We start from the raw sequence: 22,276 nt of genomic DNA, 5'->3' as shown, positions 1-22,276 counted from the left end.
GAAAAAGGCAGTCATTAAGGTAAAAAATGACCTTGATGACTGCCTTTACTAAATATTGTACAATCATTCCATAATTGCGCCTCGCTAGCAGACGCCTTTTCATCTACGCTTCATTTACAGTAAAATTAATTTTCGCCTTTAGATCGTAGGTCGTTTTGTCCGGATTTCCTGCCTGCTCTACATAAAAATGTGCTGATCCATCCATCTCATACAAGCCTGCCGCAAATCCTTTATCTACAAAATCCATCATAAATTCAATAAATTTGGGATCATCCGATGAGCTATAGCCCCCGCTCCGCTTATATTCCTCTCTGAGCGGCTCGCCTTTTATTAAAGTCGTTTGGATAAGCGGCTCATTCATCGCATATGGAATCGAGTAATTCCGCGTCTTCTCCACAAGCGGAAAATAAAACGGAGATGCAGCATGGTAAATATCGATTTGCTCCTTCTCCCCCACATACTCCAATTCTGCATAAATAGTTACCGTATCGCCTTCCACGTAAGCCTCTTTATCCGCAATCAACCTGTACACAAAGTCATCCTGCTGCTTTTCAGCACGAATGACGCTTGGTATTGCACTGGCATTAGGCGTTTCCCTTGGCTCATCTGGCCCCGGCTTTGCATTCGAGCACCCTGCCACAACTATACATAAAGCTATTAGTATCGTTCTCAATGTCTTCATTGCTGTTGCCATGCACATTCCCACCTTTAACACAAATCAATTAATAATTGCTTATTGCGCCTGTAATAAAAAGATTATTTGATTATACACTCGCAGGACTTAAAAAACAAAAGACTTTAGCCATAAAAGACTAAAGTCTTTCGACGACATGGTCACACGTTCCGCTAATTGCCTCAAAATCGCAATTTATTTAATTTCGCGGCCACACGTTCCGCTATCCGGTATAAAATAGGGATTTTTCTGCGATTTATGGATCAACAACGGAACGTCTGTCACTTTGTCGCCTCAAAACTGTAATTTGAACGTAATAACGGAACCTCTGACCAACAGACCAACAAGCAAACGAGAGGAGATCCCTTTGCAATCAAGCTTGTAAATCAATACGTTTCCTGATCAGCAACCGTTTATCCTCGTTAAGACGCTTTATCCACAGCTTTTTCTTCTTCAACTGCCGGCTGCGAGCGGCGCATCCGCAATGCTAAAAAGAACGTAAGCACGGCCAAGGCAAAACCAATTATATACACAAAGCGAACGCCTCCGACAAAGGAATCCATTTGCGCAAGCGGGGATTCCGGACTGCCAGACTGTTCAAGCAAATAGTTTTGTCTTGCAGACATTAAACCGACGAATACCGATACGCCTATTGCGCCAGCTACCGGCTGCAGCGTTGACAATACTGCAGTGCCATGTGTATACATCGACTTTGGCAGCTGATTGAGGGCATTCGTTTCAGATGGCATAAACATGGCAGATACGGATAGCATTAGTAAAATATAGCCGACAACAATTTGCCATGGCGGAGTATTGGCGCTTAAAAAACTGAACATAAGCAAGGTCAGAGCTAATAAAATGGACGCCGGCACCATGAGCACTCGCGGTCCAAACTTGTCAAAGAGCTTTCCCATGACAGGCGACATTAAGCCATTAAGAATACTGCCTGGCAGCAAAACGAGACCTGCCGTTGCGGCCGCAAGGCCGAGCGGCCCTTGCATAAACAAAGGTAAAATAATTTCTGAGGAAAGCATCGCCATCATCACAAGCACAAACACGATTGCACCGAGCCGGAACATTGGGTATTTAAATACATTCAAATCCAGCAGCGGTTCCTTAAGCTTTAATTGACGAATAGAGAAAATAGTCAGCAAAATAATGCCGATTATAATGGACCCTAAAACGACCGGATTTGTAAAACCGCCCTTTGCTTCTCCTGCAGAACTAAAGCCGTAAACTAATGTGCCAAAGCCGGCCATGGATAAAATAATAGAAGCGATATCCACCTTAGGCTTCGTAATTTCTGATATGTTAACTAAGTATTTAAATGCAAACAATATCGAAAATATCATAAATGGTATAACGATAATAAACAAATAACGCCAGCCCAAATACTCGACAATTACACCGGATAGGGTAGGGCCAATTGCTGGAGCAAACATAAACACAAGACCAACAAGTCCAAGCATCGCTCCCCGCTTCTCAGGCGGATACAAGAGCAGGAATATATTAAAAATGACCGGTGTCAGCAATCCTGTTCCTACTGCCTGCATAAACCTGCCTGCCAGCAGCAGCGAAAAATCGGGTGCGGCTGCGCATATGATCGTTCCGATTGTAAAAATAATTAACGTGCCCAAAAACATTTGACGGGTAGTAAACCACTGCATCATAACAGCAGACACAGGAATGACCATCCCCATTACAAGCATAAAGCCAGTCGCCATCCACTGAACCGTCGTTATTGAAATATCAAATTCTGCCATTAAAGTTTTGAGGGCAATGTTAAGCAGCGTTTCATTCAGCATGGCAAAAAATGCGCCAATTATTAAAGAAATAACAATCGGCATTACCTTTACAGACGGGTCTTGCGACAAAAATTCATATTTTTTTGGCACGGCTCCGAGCCTTTTATTCTCTCTATCGCTCAAGTTCTTTCATCTCCTTCTCTTTCATGCGCACATACTCCATAACTTGCTTATGCGCCGTTATCAACGGCTCATTGGAAAGCTCCGTAATAGCAAAAACAGCACTTCCCTGCACCATTGAAAATATAAAAGAACATACTTCCTCAGCCATTTCCCGCGACCAGCCCGACGTGAGAAACTTTTGCAGCAACAGCTGTCTTACCGCGCCATATGCATCGCTGCAGGCTAGGCGAAGCGGCTCGCTGATCAATGACGTTTCCAGTGCAATTAAAGCGAGCGGTATGCCGTCGTACTCGGCATTTATATCAAACTGCGAATTCTCAAGTAAAAAAATATCGATTGCTTTAACCACATCCTCTTCCCGCGCCAAATACTCCTTAAACTCCCCCACTGCTTGATGCTTCGCTCGTGCTATCGCTTCTACAGCAAGCTGTTCTTTTCCATTCGGAAAATAATAATACAAGGAGCCTTTGGGACAGCCTGACTCCTTAATGATTTGATTCAAGCCAGTAGCATGATAGCCCTGCTGCTGAAAAAGCTTTGAAGCGGCTATTAGTATGCTTTCTTTGGCATCGATTTCTCTTGGCAATGTAATTCTCCTCTTTCTTCTAATTATAACGACTGGTCTATATAATTATAATCTGACTATCCGTGGCTGTCAAACAAGGATAAACGGCTCCGCCGTCCTTTGGACAGGCGCGTTTACCGATGAAATATAGGAACAAGTAAAAGGAGAAAACTTATACTTTTTATTATTTCAAAAAAACCGAATCCCGCAAAGCGGATTCGGCCACATGTATTTCATATCGATTCAACGTCTATATCCAGCATTTGTTTATTATAATATACCTGCACCCGGTCTGGCGGGTAAGCATGAAGACAGTAGGCAATAATCGTGCTTTGGGCCTCAAAATCTTTACGGACTACCGCATCTTCTATATAAATTTTAAGCCTGCCATTATCTTCGACTACATTAATTTTGAAGGTTTCCTTAAGCTGCTTCGCCGCTAGCTTCCCTTTATTCAAATACAGCCAATAGCGGTACTCCTTATCGCCATGTTGTTCATAAAACAGCTGGATTCCTTTCGAAGCCGGCCCGCTCTTTGACCCTTTCATAATACGGGAGGGCATTTCATTTTCATTGCTGACTACAATCAGCTTTACATCATTTTTATGTGAAACAAAAAATATTGCTGCTGCAATTAGCATTAGAGTCGATAGGATTATCGTTACAAAATTGATTTTACGCCTCATTTATATGACTCCCTTGACACATTTGCGCTGACTGCATCGCGAAAAATGAATATCAGACATTACATCCATCATATCACAAAAATTGCATGCCATTAATAGTTTCATTTAACGAAAAATCCCATTCACTTACAGCCGCTGCAAATCACTTCTGCTGCATGCTTGGCCAGCACTTTATCCAGAATGCCTACAGGCATCATCGCTTCTGAAGGCAGCGTCAACGTAACCGTAAATTGTTCTTTTTCTTTAATCACTTGATTGCATACGGAGCACTTTAATATTTGCGGTTTAAAAAAACTAAGCAATCTAATTTCCTCCCTTGCACCAATCGATATATTCAATAGGAGTCAATCCTCTCTCAATTATTGCTTATATCCGATTTTGTGTCTAGTTCAGAGCATGATCCTCAGCAACAGTATAAGTGTTAAGGTTCTGCCTCCCTTTAATCCTTATCCTGCCCCCTAATGAAAAATAGGTCCACATTCTAAGCATCCGCTCCACCGGCCCTTGCTTGAACCTTTTCAACAGCCACATAGAAGCTGCTGCTTGGGCAGCATATATCAAGATAGCCAGCAATATTCCAGCCAATATACCTATTTTGCCGAACAAGCCGAATCCGTAGCCGTAAAATACAGTGGTACAAATAACGGTCTGCATCAAATAATTCGTAAGCGACATTCTGCCGACCGCCTCAAAAGCTTTAAACATGACTGATTTTCTAGTAAGAAATGAAAAAATATATGCAGCTGTAAAAATATAAGCTAATGCTAACAGTATGCTTCCTAACGTGCCAGCAACCCCTGCAAAGCCAGAGCCTTCTTGCCAAACGCCAAAGCCTTTAAAAAGGATGCCTTGCGGAGCAAGAATAAGAGCCAGCAGCCTGTACCGCCTGCGTTCGCTATACGGGTTTTCAAACCAGCCCTTGTTAGCTGCAGCGATTCCAAACAAAAACATCGGAGCAAGCATTAACGGCGTAAGCAATAAAATTACTACAGCTAATCCCCCAGCTATATCAATTGGAAATTCATTATTTCGAAAGCTTAAAATATCTGAATAGCTGCCTTGCCCGTAAATTTCTATAGAACGAGCAACATAATCATTAATCTTGGCATTATCACCAAACAAATCGTTGGAGCCGCCATAAGATAGCGCAGCAATTAGCAGAGCTAGAACAACTGCCCATATAACCAGTGTCCTAGGCTTGCGCTTAAGGAATAAGAGCAACCCGAAGCTCACTACGCCGTAGGCCATAAGAATATCCCCCTCCCACAGCAAGTAGCCGTGGAGCAGACCAATCGCTGCCAGCATCAGAAATCGCCTGACAAGCGATCGCCAAGGCTTGTAGCCTTTGCGAATCAAGCTTTCTCTCAGCTTGTAAAGCCCAAAGCCGAATAAAAACATAAAGATCGGCATAAAGCTTCCTTTCACAAATACCGTTAAACATTGATGCAAAAATAGATCGAGCTTAGTCGCTAGCGGGAAGAGCGCCAATTTCTCTTCGCCGAACATGCCATACTGAAAAATCAGCATGTTAGCGAGCAAAATGCCGAGCAAGCTAAATCCCCTGATCGCATCGATTATTGTTGCACGTTCACTTTTCATTTTTGTTGTAATCACATCGCATCACCTCACTAACTAGCTTACAGCACTCTGCTAAACAGCTTCATAACGCCATCTTAATTTCCGTTTAATTATTATTATTGCAGTTTAGCTATTGTTAAGGTTAATGTGATAGCATAGCAATGGGTGATGTAACATGAATAATCAAAAAATATTAATTGTAGATGATGAAACCTCAATTGCCAAAATGCTTGAATTTATATTGCGCAAAGAAGGCTTTACGCAAGTTTATTTAGCTTACACCTGCCAGGAGGCAATGGATCAAATCTCTCGGCACGGGGCTGACATTGTTTTGCTTGATATTATGCTGCCGGATGGAAGCGGACTTGAGCTTTGCAGCAAGCTGAGACAGTTCGGACAGCCTCATATTTTCTTTTTGACAGCGAAAGCTTCCGATCTCGACGTTTTAACCGGCTTTGCTGTCGGAGGCGACGATTATATTACGAAGCCCTTCAATCCGCTTGAGATCGTAGCAAGAATTAAAGCCCGACTAAGAAGAATACAGCAGCCTGCTAAACCCGCGGGTCAGACTTCCCCTGCTGTTAAATCAAATGACGTGTATCAATACGGCAGATTTCAATTGGACGCCGCTGCTGGTGAATTAACGGTTGATGGACAGCAGGTTGCTGTACCTGCTCAAGTGTTCCAGCTCTTGCTGCATTTCTGCAAATATCCCGGCATCGTCTTTTCAAAAGCTCAGCTGTATGAGGCTGTTTGGGGCATGGATGGGCTAGGCGACGACAATACTGTCATGGTGCATATTCGCCGTATCCGCGAAAGAATCGAGCTGGATCCCAGCAATCCTGCCCATTTGCTTACGGTCAGAGGGCTGGGCTACAAACTTATGAAGGAACCGAACTTATGATGAAGGTTCAAAACCGTATTACTTTACATTTCATCCTTCAGCTGATTCTTTATTCTGTTTTTGTAATTATTGCACTTTTAACATTAGTTTTTATTTTAATTGGCCGTATGACAAATGAAGAAATGAAGCAAAATGTGCCAGTTGGCGCCTTGCAGGCTGTAACTAGCGAGGCTCTATACGAAAATGGATCCATTACCCTTAATAAATACTGGGACAGCTTTTTAGTTAAGCATCAGCTGTGGCTGCAGATCATTAATAGTGATGGAAAAGTGATTCATACAATTAATAAGCCAGATGACGTTCCTGAGCAATACAATTTGAAGGAGCTTCGGGAAATTAAAGAACAACATGCATATGGCAGCTATTTTATTGAATCCGAGCTGGATCTGTTCGAGGCGGAACCGCTGCTTTATTTGATTGGCTATAAAAGCCCTCTGCGCCAGCAGCTTCTGCAATGGTACAATGCCTATGAACAGAATGGACGGCCTGACGAAACAGCTATTACCGCACTTGAAGACGAGCTAAATCAAATAGGCGGCTATCTTACGATAATCAACCATGAAGGAAAAAAGCTGTATACGATAGGTAAGGAAGCAGACAACGATTCTAATGAGCTAAAGCCGCTTGAGCTGCTCGCCATTCAAGATCGAAATGGCGATCACAGTGGACAAATTACGATGCATGTTTCGGAAGATGGGCTCAACACTTGGATCCTGCACAAAGATCGGGATATGAATAGCTATGTCAAACAGCCAATATTCTCTGACATTATACGCTCATTCGGAATTGCAGCTATTGCCATACTTGCTCTGTCTTTGTTATTATCCTTCTGGCTTGGATACCGCTACAGCCAGCCTCTCATTCTTTTTGCAGGCTGGTTTAATCGAATGGAAAGCGGCAACTATGATGAAGTGCTGACTGCAAAGGACAAGCGAAAGGTTTTCCGAAGAAACGGAAAGCTCCGCACGAGATACAGACTTTACCGGGAAGCTATCCATAATTTCTATGAGATGGCGCAACGGCTTGCACAAACGGAAAAAGACAGGCAGCGGCTGGAGCGTTCTAGAGAGCAGTGGATGAGCGGTATATCCCATGATTTGCGTACGCCACTTTCAACGATACAGGGCTATGCCTATATACTCGAGCAGTCGCCGGAGCAATGGTCGAAGGACGAGCTGCAGGAAATGGGCCGTATGATTCGCGAAAAGGGAGATTTTATGCTGGAGCTGATCACCGATTTTTCCTATATTAATCAGCTCAAGCAAACCGATGCGTTGGCAGGCGCAAGACCGATTGAGCTGAACAGGCTTGTGCGCCATGCTATCATAAAATATGTAAACGATGCTACATTAACAGGGGTAGATTTTCAATACGAGGATGATGAAGCCGATGCTGTCATTATTCAAGGGAATGAGCTTTGGCTGCTTCGCTTGATGGATAATTTGATTTTCAATGCAATAAAGCACAACGCGCCTGGAATAACGATTACTACAACGGTAGAAAAAAAAGAGCATAGCGCCTTCATATCGGTTGCTGACAACGGACAAGGCATGGATTCAGATACACAGGCTATGCTCTTTGAACGATACTACAGAGGCACAAATTCCGAGGAATCCAGCAGCGGCTCTGGACTTGGGATGAGCATTGCCAAAATGATCGTAGAAGCTCATCACGGAAACATAACCGTCAAGTCGCAAATTAATCAAGGCACAATAATTACCGTCAAATTCCCGCTGTCCCAAACTAATTAATAACGCAAAAACCTCCCTGCTCACGCTTGCTAGGGAGGTTTTTATTGCAAAGGACGGTGGAACCGTTTATCCTCGTTTCACTTATAATGGCTCATACAGTTCCAGCTCTATGACTGTATTAAGCTCATCCGGCAGATCTCCGCCAGGCAAGCTAATAAAGGCTCCGCCTTCGATATCGGAATATTGCTCGGCCATCCACATCGTGCCAGACCTAAGCTCTGATCCATCCGCCAATAGCCTCGCTCGTTTAATTTTGCCCTTCAAGCCCTGGAAGTAGATTGGTCCAATTCCGCGGTCAAAAATATGCGCATACAGGAAACGTCCGTTTTGCGTATACCTTCCCCACTCAGGCTTTGCAAGCGAAGCTGCTTTGCAGCCATATATGCTGCGGCTGTTTCTGCTCAGCCAATCGCCAACTGACGACAATATTTCCTTCGACTGCTTCGGAATTTCTCCTTCAGCATCCGGTCCGACATTCAGCAGCATATTGCCGTTTTTGCTCACACATTCTACCAATGCCCGTACGATTTGGCGGGGAGATTTGTAGGCGTTGTCCGAGGCGTGATAGCCCCAATGATTATTTAGCGTAAGGCAAGCCTCCCAGGGCACCGGTCGGCCAAGCTCATCCACAACGCCGCCAGGCGGAATAATCTGCTCAGGTGAATAGAAATCGCCAGCATAATTTTCCGGCTCTGCCGCCATAAAATTGCCGCCAAGCCGATTATCAATGATGATATCCGGCTGATGAGAACGAATCATCTGGATTAATTGCTCTGCCTGCCATTTTTCGCCTGACATATGATCATAAGAGAAGTCAAACCACATAATATCGATCTTTCCATAATTCGTAACAAGCTCTTCCACTTGTCCGTGCATATAAGCAATATATCGTGAAAAATCAACTTCTTTATTTTTATAAGCTTCATGCTCCCGCATAGGGTGATAACGATCGCCGTAAGCGGGATAATGCTCATGATGCCAGTCAATAATGGAATAATAAAACCCGATCGCAATACCTACTTCACGGAAAGCGTCCACATATTCGCGAATCAAATCTTTACCTATTTTCGTATTGCCAGCCTTATAGTCTGTCAATTGACTATCAAACAAGCAAAAGCCGTCATGATGCTTCGTCGTCATAACGACGTATTGATGACCAGCTGCTTTGGCAAGCTTCGCCCATTCCTTTGGCTGATAGCGCGTAGGATTAAATTGCTCGAAATAGGTTTCATAGTCTTCATTAGAAATCCGTTCATTGGAGCGGACCCATTCACCGCGCGCAGGGATTGCATACAAGCCCCAATGAATAAACATGCCGTATCTTGCTTCCAGAAACCATTTTGTTCTTATGTCCCTCTCCAGCACCAGCTGCACCTCCAATATGCTAATATAATTAATAGGACCTCAATAATTACTACGGCTGCATAGATCTGCGGTATTGCGTTGCGCTCATTCCATTCGCGCGTTTGAAAGCTCTGCTAAATGTATTTAAAGAATAATAGCCTACCCAATTTGCAATTTCATTAATGGAAAGCTCGCTGTCTGTCAGAAGCGATTTCGCCTTAGACATTCTAACTTTTTCTACGTACTCAGAAAAATTCTCACCTGTCTGCTCCTTAAAAAAGTAAGAAATGTAAGCCTCCGATGTTTGAAAAACAGTGGAAAGCATACTTAGGCTCAGCTCGGAACGCATATAATTGTCTACGATATATTTCAGCATTTCGTCCTTCAGCTCGTCGTTATGGCTCTTCTTGCGGCAGTCGATCTTCTGTGTCACCTGGCAAAAAGCTGCGGAAAGGTTTTCCAGCGCCTCCTCTGGCGGCTGCATTTGCTCCATCATTTTAATAGACAGCTCCAGCTCGGCGGCAAGACCGCCCTTTTCCATGCCAAGCATATCACAGCACTTGAGCAGGGCCGCGGACAGCTCATGCACCAGCATCTTTTTCATGGCATATGACAGCTGTCTCTCCTCATTCTTTTCTTCAATGTGCTCCAGCAGCTTTTTCGTTTCGGATTGATTGCCCGATTTCACAAGATTCAACAGTCGAGTTTCTACATCAGTAGGAAAATAGTAGGTTTCCAGCTGCATCGATAGTTCATGCTGGAAAATAACAGGACAATCCTCGTTCCATCCGCCATAGTTAGCTGCAAGACTGGCTTCTTCATACGATCTTGAAATATCAACAATATCCTCAACTTCTCCGCCGATTACCATCCATGCCCTTATATGAAAATTGCTCGTAAGCTGATGATGAAGATCAAGCAATTGCGAGCGGAGCTTAGCCTTGCATGCATCAGCGGTTTCTGCATCGATATTCATAAGCAGCGCGATTTTATTGACATCCATATCCTGCGTAAATATGCTCCGGGAATAAGCTTTCTGGATCAGTTCATGTATAGCGAGCTTTTTTATGTCGAGCTCCATGAGCACGTCCTCGCTGTAATCGCCGGCATATGTGTTGACATGCAGAATTGCAACAACGCTGAAGCGATGATTCCACTGTATACCGAGATGAGACATCGTTACTTCTATATCGCGCCGGGCATGGAATTGTCCTTTCAGCAATCGGTCAAAAAAAGCATTTTTAAGCATCGGCAGCTGCTTCTCCAGCCGCTCCTGGAGCAGTTCATTATTATGAATAAGCCTCATTACTGAATGTTGAATAACATCCATCGGGTTTTTCGGAAGCGGCGCGTCTTGATCGAGCGGCTGCGGCAAAGCCAGCGCGCCAAGCAGTCTTTGCCAGGGCCGGCTGTGCCGGTAAGCAAAGAAGCCGGCAATGAGCAAGCCTACTATTAAAGCCGTTATAAAAATAACCCATGTTAATTGCTTCAAATAATTGACCTTCTGCAGCACAACCTGCAAAGGCTGCGCGGATACAAAGGTCCAGCCGTTGAAAGAGGATGTCGTTTGGGTGACAAGCATCTTTTGACCGTTCATAATCAGCTCTGCATGAGGAGCCGCTCCTTGCGCCACCATCGGCTCAGGCACAAATTCCGGATCAGAGGAAACATAACTGATGATACGGCCCTCCTGATCAGCGATATAAGCAAACCCTCCCTGCTGAATATCGAGCTCGCGCAGCAGCGCTTGAATTTGATCATTGTCGATCATGACAACAACTGCGCCGCCATATAGACTGCGATTGCCAAAGGATTGCACATAACTGACAACGGAATATTGCTTTTTTTCATATACGGCTCGCTGCGCTGGAATATAGGTACGATAGTGATAGCCGTTTAAAATCGAAGCCGACCATTCCTCTGCCGTCATATTCTCGTAATTGAATTGCATTTCATAAAATTGCCGAAGCCCGTACACCTTACTGGGGGAGATGACCATATCGCTTTTTTTGAATACCAAAAAATAATCAATTAGAAAATGATTCGTTAATCGGTAATCAAGCAGCGCCTTTTCAGTTAATAGCAGCTTATACGGATTTGTGCCGGAATATGGCTCGCGCACATGCTGAAAAGAGACGACCTTCGTATCATTGGCAAGCTGATGCGCAATCATTTCAATTTCCGAAAAGCGTCTATCCAAAATACTTCGCGTTTGATTCAGCACAGCCAAGTTATTTTTCATCGCCTCGCTTTCAACCAGCTCCGATGTTTTATGGTAGGCAAAAATTCCTGCCAGCAATGAGCCGAGCAAAATGAATACGGATGGCGCAAAAAAGCGAAAAGGCAGTGTAAAGTGCTCGTATTTTGATCGTTTCATCTGTCGAAACTCCCCCATTGTCAAGTTAGCTTCAGCTTTCCTCCCACAATCTCCTCACATTATTCAGGCTGATTCTAGTTGCTTCACGGCACTCCTCCATTCCTTCAAACTCCAAGGTCAGCTTGCCGTCATAGCCAGAATTTTTTATATATTTAAAAATACGCCTCGTATCCACCTCTCCATGACCAAAAATCGATCCGCGCAAATAATTGCCATGCGTTGTACGGAACCATTTTCCTTCGCCAGGATCTTCGTCAAAGGGACGAATATAAAAATCCTTTACATGAATTAGAGACGCGTAAGGCAAGTTATTCATCACTCCTACCATCGGGTCCTCGTCTACGCATAAGAAATTGCCTATATCCAGCGTCGTTTTAAAGTTAGGCCGATCCACCTCAAACAATACCCTCTGTACCCGATCGCTTAACTGCACGCTGAATCCATGATTTTCAATCGTCGTCGTGATGCCGAACTGGGCTGCGTAGTCAGCAATTTGCCTGCTTCCCTCTATGATTTGCGGCAAGCTGTCTAAAAAGTAAGTGAGCGTAGTCTTTTCCTTCGGTATTGTAAAGGCGGTCACATCATGGCGCATATGGCGGATATTCATGCGATCTAGCAGTTCGACATGCTGCTTAAGCCGCTCTACCTCTGCAACAAACAATTCCTCGCTGTCTTGAACAAAGTTGGCTGGCATGGAATAGTTCGACAGTTCAATGCCTTCCTGCTTGGCGCATTCTCTCAGCTCATCAGCAAGCTCAGGCTGATCCACCAGCGTAAAGCCATAAGGAACTAGCTCCAAATGCTCGCCTCCATGCTCTTTCACCCATTTCGGCAGTTCAAGCACATTCATTTCTCCTGCATTTAATGCAGGTAATAAGCAATAGCTGCTTATGCCAAGCTTCATAAAATCCCTGCTTCCTTTTGTTTATTTATTAGCATCATAGGTTTGCTGGTACAGCTCCAAATATCGATTAAGATTCATATCATTCAATGTTTTCAAGTAGCTGTCCCATTCTTTGTTAAGGTCTGCATCACCAATTACGAAGCGTGCAGTCATTTCTTCAACGAAGTCATAGAGCGTTTTGGCCAAGTCTGCTACTTCTGAAGCCTGCTCCTCCGTAAAAAATAGTGGAGGAAGCGTTTTCACTTTAGTTGGTGCATAAGGCTCATATTTGTTTTTAGTCTCATTGTACAAAATAACTTCAAGATCGTCCTCCCCTTTGGCTACCGCGCTTAATCTGAAATCGTTGGAGCGCATGCCTGGTCCTGTCTGCGCATAATTGACGTTCTGCACCGTGCCGAATGATTTCAGCTCCGACCATTGTGCAGGCTTGCCATTAATACCAATTTCACCAGCTTCCGCTTCGCGCCATTCCTCGCCTGGCCGGCCATAATTGCTGCGCAGCGTATGCTCAAATTCGTATAAACCATCTGCCCATCTTAAGGCTACTTCCGGATATTTGGCTTTATCTGTAATAATAAACGAGCCGACTGTCATGCCAAGCGGATCATAAGCTGCATATTGAACACCGCTCGGTCCGAGCAGCGGCGGCACTGTTTTATATTCGCTCCAGCGGCCGCTCTCGCCCATCAGTTGTGTAAAGACGCCCTGATGCCCGCCAGCTGAAGCGCCAAGAATGACTTCTCCCGGGTTTTCACCTAGCTGGATAAGCTGATTTTCATCCTGTGTGAACGATTCAGGCGCAATCAAGCCTTCCTTATACAGGCGATTCATATATTCAAGGCCTTCCTTCCAGCCAGGCTTGTTGAAGGAAGCATCCACCTTGCCATCTTCATTAATATACAAATATTTCGTACTGGTGCTAAGCATCGGATTGTAAACAAAAGAATTCATTAAAAAGGCTTCAATCGAAGACCTCCAGGATTTAGGCGTAAAAGCAAGCGGCACCTCATCAGGCTTACCGTTCTTATTAGGATCCTTCTCTTTAAAAGCTTTCAGCACTTCATAAAACTCTTCCGTTGTGGTCGGCATATCAAGCCCTACCTCTTTGAGCCAAGGCTCATATATCCACATTTTTTGACTCATAGAGCAGTGATAGCATTCATTAATATCCGGCAGCGCATATATATTTCCGTCTGGCGCTGTAATAGTTTCTTTAACTAAAGGGCTGTCTGCAAATAACTTCTTCGTCTGCACCCCTTGCTCCTCTATTAAATCGTTAAGCGGCAAAAAAATTCCTTGTGAGCCAAATATCATCTGTTGAGCTGCCGACACATTGATGCCGAAAATAATGTCTGGATAATCATTGCTGGTTAAAGCGAGATTAAGCTTTTCCTGCCTGCTTTGCTCGGGAACAACCTCCCACTCTATATGAACATTCGTTTTTTCTTCATACCACTTGGTAAACTCATTCGTTGCAAAATCCTCTACTAGCGGATTGCCGCGCACCATGACTTTAAGCGTCACTTTTTCATTGACGATCGGATACGTTCCCGGCGGTGTCAGCAGCTCTTTTTCCTTCTGCTCAGCTGGCGGCTTGGATTGCCCTTCACTGCCAGCCGCCGGTGTTTGCGGCTTCGGTTCATTTTTGGCACAGGCTGCAAGCACTAGCGAAAATATTAAACAAACTGTCAAAAGATAGGTTAATGATTTTTTCATCTATAAACCTCCCCAGAACCCCCAAGGGTTATATTGAACTAGCCTTTAATCGAACCAATCATAACGCCTCTGACAAAATACTTTTGCACAAAAGGATATACGAGAAGCAAAGGCACCGATGATACAACAATCAAAGAATATTTGAGCAGCTCGCGCAAGCCTTGTCTGGCGGCCGCTGTCTTGGCATCACCCAGCATTTCAATATTTACTTCATTCTGAATAAGAATATCGCGCAGCACAAGCTGTAAAGGATACAGCTTGGCGCTTTTCAAATAAATCAGCGCATTAAAGTATTGATTCCAATGGCCTACTGCATAGAACAATGCAATAACTGCCACAATCGGCCCTGACAATGGCAGCACGATGCGCACAAGAAATTTAAAATCGCTGCAGCCGTCAATTTGAGAGGCATCAAGCAGCTCGCGCGGAATCGTCGTTTGGAAGTAAGTGCGCATAATAATAACGTTCCACACACTGAGTGCTGCCGGTATAACCATTGCCCAAATCGTATCTATCATGCCTAAATCCTTTACAATAAGGTAGGTCGGAATCAACCCGCCGTTAAACATCATCGTAAATACAAATAAAAGCATAAACAGATGGCGGCCGCGGAAATCTTTGCGCGATAATGGATAGGCTGCCATAATGGACAGCAGCACATTAACTGCCGTACCCATCGCAGTATACAAAAATGTATTGCCAAAACCGGTAATTACCATCTTATTTTTAAATACAGCCTTATACCCATCCAAAGTCGGTTCGATCGGCCACAGCCACACCTTCCCGGACAGTACCGCAGTTGTAGAACTAAATGAAGCGCTTACAACATAGACGAGCGGATATAAAACAAGAAATAGCACAATAGAAAGAACGGTGTAATTGATTACATTGAAAATGCGATCTCCTCTTGAATCTTTAATCGCCGATTGGTCTGTTTTAGCCATATGCTTCGCCCGCCTCTCTACCATAAGCTTTCCTGTCCCAGCTTTTTGGCGGTATGATTTACAATTAATAATAAGCCGAATCCGATAACCGCTTTAAACAACCCGATCGCCGTCGCATAAGAAAAATTAATCGCTTGAGACACAAGCCCCACCTTGTAAACATACGTATCTATGACTTCGGAAGCACGCAGATTAAGCGAGTTTTGCATCAGCAATATTTTCTCAAAGCCCGTGTCCAGAAGCTGCCCCGTATTAAGGATAAGCAAAATGATAGCGATCGGCATGATACCAGGAAGATCAATATGCCACATCCTGCGCAGCTTGCTTGCTCCGTCTACGACTGCTGCCTCATGCATCTCAGGGTCAATGCCGGATAGCGCCGCCAAAAATATAATGCAAGAAAATCCGGCGTTTTGCCAAATATGCGACCATACATAAATGGATTGAAAATAGGATGCTTTTCCCATAAAATTAACTGGGTCAAAGCCTATTGCTGCCAGCAGCTGATTCAATATCCCGGTTCTTGGATCAAGTATTTGCATAATCAGACCGACAAGCACAACGATTGAAATAAAGTAAGGAGCATAGGTGACCATTTGCACTGATTTTTTAAAACGCTGGTTTTTGACCATGTTAAGGCCAAGCGCAAGCATAATCGGAAAAGGAAAGCTCGCTATTAGCGTATACAAGCTGATGGAGATGGTATTCGTCATCAGTCTTCCAAATTCGTAAGAATTAAAAAACCGGGTAAAATGCTTGAGACCAACCCAATCGCTCCCGTAAATGCCCTTTGTCACACTAAAATCCTTGAAAGCTATTACTGCGCCGAGCATAGGCACATATTTGAAAACAATAATGTAAAGCAGTGGAAGTGAAAATAGTACGTATAGCTGCCAGCGTTGTCCTACTGCTCTTAAAACATTCAGCTCACACCACACTCCATTCCTGAATTCCGGCCGGTGCTTTCACATTAACGGTTATTGGCTGATATGTATATATGAAGATTACAGAAATTTTGCATTATTTTAGAAAGCGCTGTCACATGCATATTTACAGCTTTTTTGCATCATTATACATCATTCCAATGCTATGCAATATTTTAGAAAATCAACTTTCTCGGCATGCAGCAGTCTTTTTTCAACAATAATAATGCTCTTTAACCCATCCAGTTGGTTTTAAATACCATCCATGTTCAACAAAATAATAAAATTTCGTCATTATATCGATGAAATCTGTCCATCCTATACAATAAACCGAATGTTAGTATAATAATGATTGGCGTATTGTTACTGCCTCGAAATATATCTCAGCAAGGAGTTTATTACAATGTGGATGCCAGACCGAGATGAAGGCCCTCCTATCTACCAGCAAATTGCCGATCATATCGCTCAGCAAATATCCAATGGGGAATTTCCTCCAGGCAGCTTGCTGCCATCCGAACGTAAGCTTGCTGATCGATTTGACGTCAATAGAAGCACCATCGTACTTGCTTACTCAGAGCTTCGCTCGCTCGGCATCATTATTAGCCGGCCTGGTAGCGGAACGAGAGTTAACCCTATACACTGGAGCTCAGAGCATCATATCAACTGGGGACAATTTGTAGAAAACGGCCATTTTTCCCCAACTCCAGCATTCATTCGCCGTATTAATGAAGCGCTTCGGCATGATCAAAATCTGATAGATTTTGCAAGCGGTGAATTAAGCCAGCAGCTGTCAGCGTCAGATGAACTGACTCTAATTATGAATTATAGTTCTCACACCCAGCATTTGGGCTACGACAATCCCCAAGGGTTTGAACCGTTAAGGGAAGCTGTTGCTCAGCTTTTGCAGGAGCATCAGCAGATCCATACGACATCATCCTCGCTGCTTATTACATCAGGCTCTCAGCAATCTCTTTATTTGATTACTCATTTCCTGCTGTCGCCTGGCGATGCAGTTGCAATTGAAGAACCTTCCTATTATTACTCGCTGCCTATGTTTCATTCTGCCGGTCTGCGTGTATACAAATTGCCTGCCGGTCCAAATGGTTTAAACCCTGATGAGGTCCGGCGTTTGTACAAAAAGCATCGCATTAAAATGTTGTTTATTAATCCTTTTTTTCAGAATCCAACCGGCAGCTGCCTTTCGCAGGAGCACCGCACAGCGCTCCTTAATTTGGCTGGCGAGCTTGGTCTGCCTATCGTTGAGGATGACCCTTACAGCCTGACTTCTTTCGATTCCAATGTGCCGCGTTCACTCAAATCGATTGATACCGTAGGCTCTGTACTTTATATCAGCTCTTTATCCAAAATTGCCGCTGCCGGCTTGCGCATAGGCTGGCTGGCCGCGCCAAGCTCAGTCATTGATCGGCTGGCAGAAGCCCGTCAGCAGATGGACTTTGGCCATAGCATCGTGACGGAAGCGGTCGCATCGCAATTTATCGCTTCCACTTATTTTTTGCCGCATATTCAAAGGCTGCGCATACAGCTTCAATACAAGAGAGATATGCTTATAGAAGCGCTAAATAAAGAGCTGCATGGCTTGATTAGCTTTGATGTGCCAAGCGGCGGCATTCACCTGTGGTGCAAAATTATTCCTTCGTTTCAGGAGCATAAGCTGCTTGAAGAAGCGATTCGTCAAGGTGTTGTCTATGTGCCGGGAAGCGTATATGGGTCTGATCCAAGCTATGTCCGCTTCACCTTTGCACGTCCCGCATCGGAGCAAATTGCTACTGGAATAAGCAAGTTCGCTGCTGCGCTGCGTACGGTCATCAGCTAACAAGACTGCGGATAACGGAGTTAACCAATAACATCAACACTTACCTGCAGAAATTAGTTACGAATGTTGAGTTATAACTACTTATAATTAAAAAAACGGTTCGTCCTTAGCTTAGGACGAACCGTTTCTTCTTGTGCAGCTCGCAATTTTTAAACCGCAACCATATTGTGCAGCATAATCCAAATCGAACCCGCTACAATGATGACTAATATAACAAGTCCCATTATTAAAGAAATGAGATTGTAACGCGGCTGTTCCTCTTCACGCAAATGCATGAAGAACAGGAGCTGAACCGCTAGCTGCAGCACTCCAAATATCATTAAGACGATAACATTGGCTGTTCCTTCAAGCCATTTGTTAAGCACGATCATTATAGGCGCTATCGTTAAAACAATCGATAGCACAAAACCGATTGTATATGACTTCAATGAGCCATGCCCATGCTCCTCATGCGAATGCGATGCTTGTTTAGCAGACATTTAGCTCACCCCCAGCAAATAGACAATAGTTAGAACGAAAATCCATACGACGTCAAGGAAATGCCAGAACAAGCTTACAATCTGCACCTTACGTTTCGTAACCGGGGTGATTCCTCTTTTACTAATTTGAAGCATAATCATAAGCATCCAGACCAGCCCTATTAGAACGTGAAGGCCATGGGTGCCTACCAAGGTGAAAAATGCAGACCAGTAGGCGCTTGTTCCAATCGTTGCTCCCTCATGAACGAGATGAAGGAACTCATTGACCTCCAAAACGAGAAAGGCTGCACCCAGCAAAGCCGTAATGCCTAGAAATCCGATAAGCGCTTTTTTATTGCCTTTATTCATTGCAAGTACGGCAAGTCCGCTTGTATAGCTGCTCGTAAGCAAAATAAAGGTCGAAACAATAATTCCGCCAAGCTCAATAAGTTCACCCGGTAACGGGCCAGTGCTCGTATTGCCGCGCAATACAATAAACGCAGCGAACAAAGTACCGAAAATAATAACATCCGTCATGAGATATATCCAAAAGCCAAAGGTGCGCAATTGCTCCATATCTACATGTTCATGATGCTCATCATGAGAATGATTAGGAGCATTGTTTATAGAAATATTCGATTGAGCCATTAGACTATCCCCTCCTTAACGCAGCTTCAGTCCGCTTAATCTCGTCGACTGAAACGTAGTAGTCAGTATCGTAATTAAAGGAGTGAAAGATCATGCTTCCAGCTACGCCAGCTAATCCAATCACAATCAGCCATGTCCAGCTGAACACAAAACCAAAGCCTGCTAAAAACCAGAAGAAGGACATTACAAATGGTGTGCCCGAATTTTTCGGCATATGAATAGGCTCAAGCTTCGGCACGGCTTTTGCCGGCTGTCCTTTGGCAATTCGCTGCTTCTCTTCCCACCAATCATCCTGCTCGGTAACCTGCGGCAAGGTAGCAAAGTTATAATATGGCGCAGGTGATGGCAGCGACCATTCCAAAGTACGTCCATTCCATGGATCGCCCGTCTCATCTTTAACCCGATGCTTCACACTGTATATGATTTGCCATACTTGGAAAAGGAAAGCTGCTCCCATGAGCACTGCCCCGATTGTCGACACAAAATTCATTTCCCACCAGCCTTTGTCCCAGCCGTAGGAAACTACACGTCTTGTCATTCCCATCAAACCTAACACGTACTGCGGCATGAAGCATAGATAGAAACCGATATTCCATAGCCAGAAAGCCCATTTGCCCGGCTTTTCATGCAGCTTGAAGCCGAACAGCTTAGGCCACCAGTAATATAAGCCTGCAAAATAACCAAAGACGACACCGCCAATAATCGTATTATGAAAATGCGCGATCAAAAAGTAACTGTTATGGAATTGAAAATCAGCAGGCGCTACAGCCAGCAGAACCCCCGTCATGCCCCCTACGACGAAGCATACGATAAACCCGATCGTCCAGAGCATCGGCGTCTCGAAAGTAAGTTTCCCTCTGAACATCGTAAACAGCCAGTTGAACACTTTTACGCCGGTCGGAATGGCGATAAGCATCGTCGTTACCGCGAAAAAGGCGTTAATATCTGCCCCTGATCCCATCGTAAAGAAGTGATGCGCCCATACGATAAAGGATAGCAAACTTATAATCATCATGGCATAAACCATTGATTTATACCCAAACAGCTTTTTCTTGGCAAAGGTTGCAACAATTTCTGAAAAAATACCGAAAGCCGGCAATATAATAATGTAAACTTCAGGATGTCCCCACATCCAAATGAGGTTAATGTACATCATCGGATTGCCCCCGCCATCAAGCGTAAAGAAATGTGCGCCTAGATAGCGGTCCAAAAATAGCAATGCCAGCGTTGCTGTAAGAATAGGAAATGCAAAAATAATAGCGATCGAGCTAGATAAAACGGACCAGGAGAACATTGGCATTTTCATAAGCTTCATGCCTGGCGCACGCATTTTCAATATCGTGACAAGGAAGTTAATCCCCGTCATCAAGCTGCCGATACCGGATATTTGAATGCCCCATATATAGAAATCCTGACCAACACCCGGATTGAACATCTTCTCTGAATACGGTGGATAAGCAAGCCAACCCGCATCCGGCGATCCTCCGATTACAAAAGATAAATTAAAGAGCATCGCACCAAAGAAGAACAGCCAAAAGCTAAGTGCATTCATAAATGGAAAGGCTACGTCTCGCGCACCGAGCTGCAGCGGAACCATCACATTAAACAACCCGAACATAAACGGCATTGCCATAAACAAAATCATAATTACGCCATGCGTTGTAAATATTTCATTATAATGGCTCGGCTCCAAAAAATTCATGTTCGGCATTGCAAGCTGCGCGCGCATGAGCAGCGCATCTACACCGCCGCGGAACAGCATAAGAAATGCTGCCAATATATACATAATGCCGATTTTTTTATGATCGACAGTTGTCAGCCACTCCCGCCAAAGCCAGCCCCACTTTTTGTAATAGGTGAGCACGAAGATTATCGCGATGGAAACGAGCAGGATACTGGCGTCAGCGCCATATATTAAAGGATCGCCCGTGACAAAAAATTCTGAAGCAAAGCTTTTCACTTTCTCCCACATTAGTCTCTCTCCTTACATGTAAAATCGATTATTGCTATTCATTATGTTTGTGCTCATGCCCTGCATCACTTACCGGAGTATGATGATGACTATGTGAAGACGCATATTTTGTCACTGTTCGTTCAAATAACTGATCTGGAAAAGCTGAAAATTTTAGCTGCTCAGAAGCTCCAGGCTTGCGCAATTCATTGTAGCCTTCTTCCGTAAGCACTGGCGAATTGCTTTTCACCTCAGATACCCATTGATCAAATTCCTCTTGGGAGGTTGCATGCACATCAAAATACATTTTTGCAAATTCCTTGCCGGTAAAGTTAGCGCCAGAGCCCCAATACTCGCCTGGCTCATCCGCCTGTAAGTACAAATTCATCGCCATGCCCGACATCGCATAAATTTGACCGCCCAGTTGCGGAATCCAAAACGAATTCATTGGCGAATCGGCTGTAATTTCGAAATGAACAGGCACATCCTCAGGAAAAGCTACGTAATTCACCGTCGCTATCCCTTGCTCGGGATATTGGAACAGCCACTTCCAATCCAAAGACGTTACCTGTATCGTAATTGGCTCCTGCGCAGATTCAATAGGCTTTGACGGCTCCAATGCATATGAATATTTCACGGTTACCGCGCCCAATATAATGATGATTAGAATGGGAATGCCCCACCATATCAGTTCCAGCTTCGTGCTATGCGACCATTCAGGATCATACTTGGCCGTACGGCCCTTTTTATCGCGATAGCGCCATACAATTACGGCAGTCATAATTAGAACGGGAACAATTACGATTGAGACTAATAGAGTTGAAATATATATTAGATCTCGTTGTTGTGCTGCAATTGGCCCTTTGGGATCCAGTACAATCATGCTTTCTGTGCAGCCGCTTGTAAAAACGAGCAGCACAAGCAGCAGGCTTGCTAACGAAAACCAGCGGACTCCTTTGGGTAGCTTCATCTTGTCATCTCCTGTCAACCATATACGATATAAACAATTTGATCTTGTTCTACTTTAAGTTTGAATGTGATTTATGTCACCAACCATTGCTCATCGTAATTTAGCCGTCCATGTTCAATTTT

Annotated in this window: 19 protein-coding genes; 3 read left to right on the top strand and 16 right to left on the bottom strand. The window is 44.1% G+C overall.

The genetic code is table 11. From position 1 onward, the window contains the following. Positions 1-103 precede the first annotated feature (103 nt). From V1L65_RS09075 to V1L65_RS09050, 6 genes are all read right to left on the bottom strand, one after another. A complete protein-coding gene (locus V1L65_RS09075; RefSeq protein WP_331698806.1) occupies positions 104-694 on the bottom strand; it encodes a hypothetical protein in 591 nt (196 codons plus the stop codon). Positions 695-1,095: 401 nt separating this feature from the next. Next, positions 1,096-2,601: an MDR family MFS transporter gene (locus V1L65_RS09070; protein WP_442955681.1), complete on the bottom strand. Its 1,506-nt coding sequence runs from the start codon at positions 2,599-2,601 to the stop codon at positions 1,096-1,098. Continuing rightward, positions 2,591-3,187: a TetR/AcrR family transcriptional regulator gene (locus tag V1L65_RS09065; RefSeq protein ID WP_331698805.1), complete on the bottom strand. Its 597-nt coding sequence runs from the start codon at positions 3,185-3,187 to the stop codon at positions 2,591-2,593. The genes V1L65_RS09070 and V1L65_RS09065 overlap by 11 nt, the downstream gene beginning before the upstream one ends. 212 nt (positions 3,188-3,399) lie before the next feature. Then, the gene (locus V1L65_RS09060; RefSeq protein ID WP_331698804.1) at positions 3,400-3,852 is read right to left on the bottom strand and encodes a hypothetical protein; all 453 of its coding nucleotides are present in this window, start codon (positions 3,850-3,852) and stop codon (positions 3,400-3,402) included. Positions 3,853-3,974: 122 nt separating this feature from the next. Next, positions 3,975-4,154 carry a hypothetical protein gene (locus tag V1L65_RS09055; RefSeq protein WP_331698803.1) on the bottom strand — a complete coding sequence of 60 codons (180 nt, stop codon included), beginning with the start codon at positions 4,152-4,154 and terminating at the stop codon, positions 3,975-3,977. A gap of 82 nt (positions 4,155-4,236) precedes the next feature. After that, positions 4,237-5,451 (bottom strand): DUF418 domain-containing protein, encoded by a 1,215-nt coding sequence (locus V1L65_RS09050; RefSeq protein ID WP_331698802.1) that lies wholly within the window; start codon positions 5,449-5,451, stop codon positions 4,237-4,239. A gap of 154 nt (positions 5,452-5,605) precedes the next feature. On the opposite strand from V1L65_RS09050, the gene V1L65_RS09045 reads away from it, so the two are divergent. Continuing rightward, on the top strand, positions 5,606-6,334 hold the full coding sequence (locus tag V1L65_RS09045) for a response regulator transcription factor (RefSeq protein ID WP_331698801.1): 729 nt from the start codon (positions 5,606-5,608) through the stop codon (positions 6,332-6,334). Beyond that, positions 6,331-8,085, top strand: coding sequence for a sensor histidine kinase (locus tag V1L65_RS09040; protein ID WP_331698800.1), 1,755 nt, complete (start codon positions 6,331-6,333; stop codon positions 8,083-8,085). Before V1L65_RS09045 ends, V1L65_RS09040 begins: the two co-directional genes overlap by 4 nt. An 81-nt stretch (positions 8,086-8,166) precedes the next feature. Here V1L65_RS09040 and V1L65_RS09035 read toward each other — a convergent pair whose 3' ends face one another. From V1L65_RS09035 to V1L65_RS09010, 6 genes are read right to left on the bottom strand one after another with little or no spacing between them, the layout of a single operon-like run. Beyond that, the gene (locus V1L65_RS09035; RefSeq protein WP_442955680.1) at positions 8,167-9,465 is read right to left on the bottom strand and encodes an alpha-L-fucosidase; all 1,299 of its coding nucleotides are present in this window, start codon (positions 9,463-9,465) and stop codon (positions 8,167-8,169) included. 34 nt (positions 9,466-9,499) lie between these two features. Then, positions 9,500-11,806, bottom strand: a complete 2,307-nt coding sequence (locus tag V1L65_RS09030; protein WP_331698799.1) for a helix-turn-helix domain-containing protein — start codon at positions 11,804-11,806, stop codon at positions 9,500-9,502. A 31-nt stretch (positions 11,807-11,837) separates the two neighbouring features. Beyond that, entirely contained in the window at positions 11,838-12,710 is an 873-nt protein-coding gene (locus V1L65_RS09025) for a sugar phosphate isomerase/epimerase family protein (protein WP_331698798.1), read from the bottom strand. A 21-nt stretch (positions 12,711-12,731) separates the two neighbouring features. Further along, positions 12,732-14,426, bottom strand: coding sequence for an ABC transporter substrate-binding protein (locus tag V1L65_RS09020; RefSeq protein WP_331698797.1), 1,695 nt, complete (start codon positions 14,424-14,426; stop codon positions 12,732-12,734). Positions 14,427-14,464: 38 nt separating this feature from the next. After that, positions 14,465-15,370 carry a carbohydrate ABC transporter permease gene (locus V1L65_RS09015; protein ID WP_331698795.1) on the bottom strand — a complete coding sequence of 302 codons (906 nt, stop codon included), beginning with the start codon at positions 15,368-15,370 and terminating at the stop codon, positions 14,465-14,467. 17 nt (positions 15,371-15,387) lie between these two features. Beyond that, positions 15,388-16,308, bottom strand: a complete 921-nt coding sequence (locus V1L65_RS09010; protein WP_331698794.1) for an ABC transporter permease — start codon at positions 16,306-16,308, stop codon at positions 15,388-15,390. Positions 16,309-16,696: 388 nt separating this feature from the next. Between V1L65_RS09010 and V1L65_RS09005 the strand changes: the two genes are divergently transcribed. After that, positions 16,697-18,127: an aminotransferase-like domain-containing protein gene (locus tag V1L65_RS09005; RefSeq protein WP_331698793.1), complete on the top strand. Its 1,431-nt coding sequence runs from the start codon at positions 16,697-16,699 to the stop codon at positions 18,125-18,127. A 149-nt stretch (positions 18,128-18,276) separates the two neighbouring features. On the opposite strand, the gene cyoD is transcribed toward V1L65_RS09005, so the two are convergent. The 4 genes from cyoD to cyoA are packed head-to-tail and all read right to left on the bottom strand — an operon-like array spanning position 18,277 to position 22,154. After that, on the bottom strand, positions 18,277-18,606 hold the full coding sequence (cyoD, locus tag V1L65_RS09000; RefSeq protein WP_331698792.1) for a cytochrome o ubiquinol oxidase subunit IV: 330 nt from the start codon (positions 18,604-18,606) through the stop codon (positions 18,277-18,279). Then, on the bottom strand, positions 18,607-19,233 hold the full coding sequence (gene cyoC, locus V1L65_RS08995; protein WP_331698791.1) for a cytochrome o ubiquinol oxidase subunit III: 627 nt from the start codon (positions 19,231-19,233) through the stop codon (positions 18,607-18,609). A gap of 4 nt (positions 19,234-19,237) precedes the next feature. Continuing rightward, positions 19,238-21,205 carry a cbb3-type cytochrome c oxidase subunit I gene (locus V1L65_RS08990; protein ID WP_331698790.1) on the bottom strand — a complete coding sequence of 656 codons (1,968 nt, stop codon included), beginning with the start codon at positions 21,203-21,205 and terminating at the stop codon, positions 19,238-19,240. A gap of 34 nt (positions 21,206-21,239) precedes the next feature. After that, entirely contained in the window at positions 21,240-22,154 is a 915-nt protein-coding gene (cyoA, locus tag V1L65_RS08985) for a ubiquinol oxidase subunit II (protein WP_331698789.1), read from the bottom strand. Positions 22,155-22,276: the final 122 nt, after the last annotated feature.

The organism is Paenibacillus sp. IITD108 (assembly GCF_036541265.1).
In the GTDB taxonomy this organism is placed as follows: domain Bacteria; phylum Bacillota; class Bacilli; order Paenibacillales; family Paenibacillaceae; genus Pristimantibacillus.
Note: the sequence above shows the minus strand (reverse complement) of the source record. Positions and strands in the feature narration are given on the sequence as shown.

Excerpts from the sequence above, each read along its gene's own strand:
- V1L65_RS09075 (WP_331698806.1), bottom strand. The coding sequence starts at position 694 with ATGGCAACAGCAATGAAGACATTGAGAACGATACTAATAGCTTTATGT.
- V1L65_RS09060 (WP_331698804.1), bottom strand. The coding sequence starts at position 3,852 with ATGAGGCGTAAAATCAATTTTGTAACGATAATCCTATCGACTCTAATG.
- V1L65_RS09050 (WP_331698802.1), bottom strand. The coding sequence starts at position 5,451 with ATGAAAAGTGAACGTGCAACAATAATCGATGCGATCAGGGGATTTAGC.
- V1L65_RS09045 (WP_331698801.1), top strand. The coding sequence starts at position 5,606 with ATGAATAATCAAAAAATATTAATTGTAGATGATGAAACCTCAATTGCC.
- V1L65_RS09040 (WP_331698800.1), top strand. The coding sequence starts at position 6,331 with ATGATGAAGGTTCAAAACCGTATTACTTTACATTTCATCCTTCAGCTG.
- V1L65_RS09030 (WP_331698799.1), bottom strand. The coding sequence starts at position 11,806 with ATGAAACGATCAAAATACGAGCACTTTACACTGCCTTTTCGCTTTTTT.
- V1L65_RS09025 (WP_331698798.1), bottom strand. The coding sequence starts at position 12,710 with ATGAAGCTTGGCATAAGCAGCTATTGCTTATTACCTGCATTAAATGCA.
- V1L65_RS09020 (WP_331698797.1), bottom strand. The coding sequence starts at position 14,426 with ATGAAAAAATCATTAACCTATCTTTTGACAGTTTGTTTAATATTTTCG.
- V1L65_RS09015 (WP_331698795.1), bottom strand. The coding sequence starts at position 15,370 with ATGGCTAAAACAGACCAATCGGCGATTAAAGATTCAAGAGGAGATCGC.
- V1L65_RS09005 (WP_331698793.1), top strand. The coding sequence starts at position 16,697 with ATGTGGATGCCAGACCGAGATGAAGGCCCTCCTATCTACCAGCAAATT.
- cyoD (WP_331698792.1), bottom strand. The coding sequence starts at position 18,606 with ATGTCTGCTAAACAAGCATCGCATTCGCATGAGGAGCATGGGCATGGC.
- cyoC (WP_331698791.1), bottom strand. The coding sequence starts at position 19,233 with ATGGCTCAATCGAATATTTCTATAAACAATGCTCCTAATCATTCTCAT.
- V1L65_RS08990 (WP_331698790.1), bottom strand. The coding sequence starts at position 21,205 with ATGTGGGAGAAAGTGAAAAGCTTTGCTTCAGAATTTTTTGTCACGGGC.
- cyoA (WP_331698789.1), bottom strand. The coding sequence starts at position 22,154 with ATGAAGCTACCCAAAGGAGTCCGCTGGTTTTCGTTAGCAAGCCTGCTG.